Annotated in this window: 4 protein-coding genes; all 4 read left to right on the top strand. The window is 62.2% G+C overall.

The annotated features are described in order from the left end of the window. The first annotated feature begins 229 nt into the window (after positions 1–229). Positions 230–484 (top strand): thioredoxin-like (seleno)protein SaoT, encoded by a 255-nt coding sequence (saoT, locus tag ABLA28_RS11220; protein ID WP_299300402.1) that lies wholly within the window; start codon positions 230–232, stop codon positions 482–484. Beyond that, positions 481–1,575: an efflux transporter SaoE gene (saoE, locus tag ABLA28_RS11215; RefSeq protein WP_347713735.1), complete on the top strand. Its 1,095-nt coding sequence runs from the start codon at positions 481–483 to the stop codon at positions 1,573–1,575. Before saoT ends, saoE begins: the two co-directional genes overlap by 4 nt. Further along, positions 1,572–2,054: a Cys-Cys-COOH (seleno)protein SaoC gene (saoC, locus tag ABLA28_RS11210; RefSeq protein WP_347713734.1), complete on the top strand. Its 483-nt coding sequence runs from the start codon at positions 1,572–1,574 to the stop codon at positions 2,052–2,054. The genes saoE and saoC overlap by 4 nt, the downstream gene beginning before the upstream one ends. A gap of 40 nt (positions 2,055–2,094) precedes the next feature. Continuing rightward, the coding region (saoX, locus tag ABLA28_RS11205; protein ID WP_347713733.1) for an ABC transporter substrate-binding subunit SaoX at positions 2,095–2,984 on the top strand (890 nt) is incomplete at its 3' end.

The following is a 2,984-nucleotide window of genomic DNA, read 5'->3' as shown; positions in this document are numbered from 1 at the left end:
TACACTCGACTAGTCGTCGGCAGCGTCAGATGTGTATAAGAGACAGGCTCCCGCGGCTGCGGCGATCGGGGCATCCCGCAGACCATGGGCCGGTCGGAGGCCTTCATCGAGATGATGATATGACGCGCTTGACCGAAATACAGCGGAAGCACCTCAAACGCCTATGAAAGGACAATCGAGGAACAAAGCTTTTCCATCTCGTTTTTATAATCTGGGGGGAGGACTTGTCATGACGAAGGTCGAGTTTATCAATACGTGTCCGTGCTGCGACGGCCATGTGGACGTTCTCAACGAGCTGCAGAAGCGTTTTCCGGAGAAGATCGACCTCAAAATCTATTATGCCGGAAAGGATTTCGACTACCTGCCCAAGTACGGGCCCATCACCCGCGGCACGATGATCGTCGACGGCAAAGACCGCTACGAGGACCTGAACCGCCGCACCATCGAGAAGGTCATATCGGAAGCGATCGGCGAGGAGCTATGAGCCTCCTCCTTCAATATGGCCGGCAGTTCTGCCAATATTTCTGGGGGATGCTGGAGACCAGCGGACCGTGGCTGATCCTGAGCTTCCTGTTCTGCGGCGTCCTGCACGCCGTTTTGCGCCCGGAGACGCTGCAGCGGTCGCTCGGCAACAAGAAACTGTCCTCCATCGTCAAGGCGACGGTCTCCGGGATGCTGCTTCCCATCTGCAGCTGCGGGGTGGTACCGCTCTCCCTCGGCCTGTACTATTCCGGGGCCTATCTCGGCCCGACGCTGGCGTTCCTGGTGGCGACGCCGGTCATCAACCCGGCGGCGGTCATCCTGGCCTATGCGATGCTGGGGCCGCAGATCGCGACGATCTATCTGGTCAGCGGCTTCGTCATCCCCTTCGTGATCGGGATCGTCGGAAACGCTCTGGGGGGCCCCGAGCTCCAGTCGCCCGCGGCCGCGGGGCTGGCGGCGCCCTCCGGCCGGGAGGACCGACCGGCACTCCCGCCCCTGATGCAGCGCATCCGCGGGGGGATCGAATGGGGGTTCAACGACCTCGCGGTGCAGACGTGCCGTTTCATCGTCGTCGGGACGGCGTTCGCCGCGCTTCTGCTGACGGCCGTCCCCACGTCGTTCATCCTCGACTACCTGAGCAGCCCGCGCCTGATGTCGCTGCTGGGCATCACCCTGCTGGGGTGCGTCATGTACGTCTGCGCGCTGGGACACATCCCGTTCATCGCGGCTCTGGTCAGCGCCGGTGCGGCGCCCGGAGTCGCCGTGACGTTTCTCCTCTCGAGCGTGGCCACGAATTTCCCGGAGATGGTCAGCATCTGGAGGCTGATCGGCAAGAGGGCGGTGACCATCTACACGGGCATGCTCGTGCTGTTCGGCCTGGCCTTCGGCTACATCACGAACTTCCTTCTGGCGGACAGCTTCAGGCCGGTCTTCGACCTGACGCACTCGCAGGGCAAGATCGACTTCGTCAGCAGGATCTCCATCGATTTCCCCGACGGGTTCAAGGTCTTCTGCGCAATCCTCGTCCTCTGCATCGGCGGCTACGGCTGGTTTCTGCAGTGGCGGCGGTCCCTGCGCAGGAGGGGGGCATGACCCGCCTCGTTCCGTGGGGCGGAGTTCTTCTCCGCGCCCTCCTCCTTCCGGCATTTCTTCTGGCGTTCCCCGGCCCGGGCGCGGCGCCCGGTGGAGCGGAGGATGTCTCCCTGCCCGTGACCAGCCATCCCCTGATCGCGGTCTTCCGGGAGAGCCTTCCCGACAGGGAGATCCTTTTGACCACCCTGGGGGACTGCAATGCGGACGGCATCGAGGACCTCGTGGTCGTCTACCGCGAGGACAGGGACAAGAACCATATGGTCGCCGTCTACTCCGACGGCGGCTCGTTCCGCATCTCCGCGCCGGTTCGCGCCCCTCTGGAGAACTGCCGGCTGCAGTGGCGCGATATCGATGAGGTCCCGCCGGTCGAGCTGCTGGTATCGGGACAAAAGGGCATCTACATCGGATACGCCGTCTTTCGCTTCGTCGATGGGGAGTGGATCAGCCTCTTTGGCGACGGCATGGACGGATGCTGTTGACTTTTGTTTTTGCGGATTCTCTGAAGTGGAGGCGTTGAAGTTGAAGTCGAAATTGAAGTCGAAATTGAAATTGAACAAAGAGTTCCGTCTCTGCGCTCTTGCCCTGGTGGCCCTGGCCTGCATCCTCGGAACGAGTGGCCCGGCGGTTGCCTCCGACGAGAAGGACGACCCGGTGCCGGCTATGGTCGCCCAGTACAACCTGGAGCCCCTTCCCGAGGAGGACGCCGAGTACACGGTCAACCTGGGATACTACAACTGCGACCACATGACGGCGGCCTGCATCGGCAAGGACTCCGGCATCTTCAAGGCCCTGGGGATGAAGGTGGAGATCACCGGAAACGGAAAGGTCCCCGAGGCCATGAGCGCCGGCCGGATGGATATGGCCTACGCCGGCTGGACGACGACGCTGCGCGCCGTGCAGGTCGGTACGCCGCTCTTCATCGCGGCGGAAAACCACACGGGCGGCGCGGAGTACCTCGTGTGCAGCTTCAACATCAAGAAGCCGGAGGACCTGCTCGGCAAAAAAATCGCCGCGGGCGGGGACCCCGCCAACTCGATGAACTGGATGGAGTGGACCGACCAGCTGGGGATCCCGAACGACATCGAGAAGTACGAGAACTATTCGATGAGCGATGCGGACGCCTACTTCTCGATGGTTGCCGGCAAGCTGGACGCCTTCACCTGCTGCGATCCCTGGGGCTCCATGGCCGAGCACGAGAAGACGGGCTGGGTCATGGTCCGCCAGAACACGGATAGAAAAAATGGACACGGGACGTGCTGCAAGGTCTGCATGAACTACAACTTCGCCAGAAAGTACCCGAAGCTCGCCAGCAGGATGCTCCTGGCCCATACGCTTTGCGTGCAATACATGTACCAGCATCCCTACAAGGCGGCCCGCATCTTCGCCGAGAACTACAACGTCCCCCTGGA

Source organism: uncultured Fretibacterium sp., from assembly GCF_963544685.1.
GTDB lineage: Bacteria > Synergistota > Synergistia > Synergistales > Aminobacteriaceae > CAJPSE01.
The sequence above is the reverse complement of the archived record's forward strand: the minus strand, read 5'-3'. Positions and strand labels throughout refer to the sequence as shown.